This is a genomic window from Actinoplanes sp. NPDC048791, assembly GCF_040650095.1.
In the GTDB taxonomy this organism is placed as follows: Bacteria; Actinomycetota; Actinomycetes; order Mycobacteriales; family Micromonosporaceae; genus Actinoplanes.
Map to the genome: position 1 here is coordinate 1 of NZ_JBEZGQ010001631.1, position 1,254 is coordinate 1,254.

The window sequence follows — 1,254 nt, forward strand, 5'->3', positions numbered from 1 at the left end:
GCCACGCGTACCAGCACGGCGTCCCCGGCGTGGTGGCCGTACGTGTCGTTGATGGGCTTGAAACCGTCCAGGTCGATGTGCAGCAGCGCGACCCCGCCGCTGACCGCCGCGGCCAGCCGGCGGCCGAACAGCACCCGGTTGGCCAGCCCGGTGAGCGGGTCGTGGGTGGCCTCGTGCCGCAGCCGGTCCTGCAGTTCGCGGGCGTCGGTGACGTCGCGGGCGTTGCTCACCACGGCGGCCACGCTGGGCTCGTGCGTGAGGTTGCGGCTGGTGACCTCCAGCCAGCGCCAGGAGCCCTCCTTGTGCCGGTAGCGGGCCTGGTAGGTGAAGGTCGCGCCGGGCGTGGCCATCAGCTGCTGCAGGTCGCCGAGCAGCGCGGGCAGGTCGTCGGGGTGGATCAGCGTGATCACCCGGACGCCGAGCATCTCGCCCGGTTCGTAGCCGAGCATCCGGGTGGCCGGGGTCAGGTAGACCATCGCGCCGGTGTGGTCGATCAGCGAGGTGATGTCGGTCGAGTACTCCAGCAGCAGCCGGACCCGCTCCTCCTGCCGGCGCAGCGTCTCCAGGCCGGCGTCGGAGCGCCGGACCAGCGACTCGTTCTCGGCGAAGGTGAGCAGCTGCCGGGCCACCACGACCGCGGTGATCACCAGCAGGCCACCGAGCGCGACATGGGCGGTGGCGCTCAGCCCGGACGGCAGGACGGCGGGCAGGACGGCGAAGACGAGCCCGAGCATCGCGTACGGCAGCACGCTGTAGGTCCGGCGGCGCCGCTCAGGCCGGCCCGCGGCCGTCCGGTCGGCGAGTTCCTGCACCCTGGGGGCCACGCTGACCAGGGCGACCGCGGTGATCTGCAGGGCCAGCTGCGCGCGCCACCCGGCACTGCCCGGCAGCACGCCGCCGTTGACGCACTGGACCACCGCGGCAGCGACGAGCGGAGCCGCCGTGGCCGAGCTGATCGGGCTGTGCCCGCCCATGACGAGCCGGATGACGGCGAAGGTGGTCACGACGGCGATGGCGACCGCAGCCATGGACGCGCCCGAGCTGACACCCAGGGCGGCCGAGCGGTCGGCCATGAACCAGATGGCCACGACGGCGGCGGTCCCGACCGCGGTGGTGTCGAGCAGGTAGCGCAGCCGGACCCGGCTGGGCGCCGGCGGGCGTGGGTGGGTGAGCGCGGCGACCACCAGTACGGTGACGCCCGCGAGCACGCAGACGCTCTGGAACTGGCCGGTCGGCACGGCACCGGCGTCGGGG

The 1,254-nt window shown here is 73.8% G+C and carries 1 protein-coding gene; it reads right to left on the minus strand.

Features of this window, described 5'->3' with window-relative positions; all coding sequences use genetic code 11:
• On the minus strand, positions 1-1,238 hold a 1,238-nt coding region (locus AB0C29_RS49130), incomplete at its 3' end, for a GGDEF domain-containing protein (protein ID WP_360835358.1).
• Between the last annotated feature and the right edge of the window lie 16 nt (positions 1,239-1,254).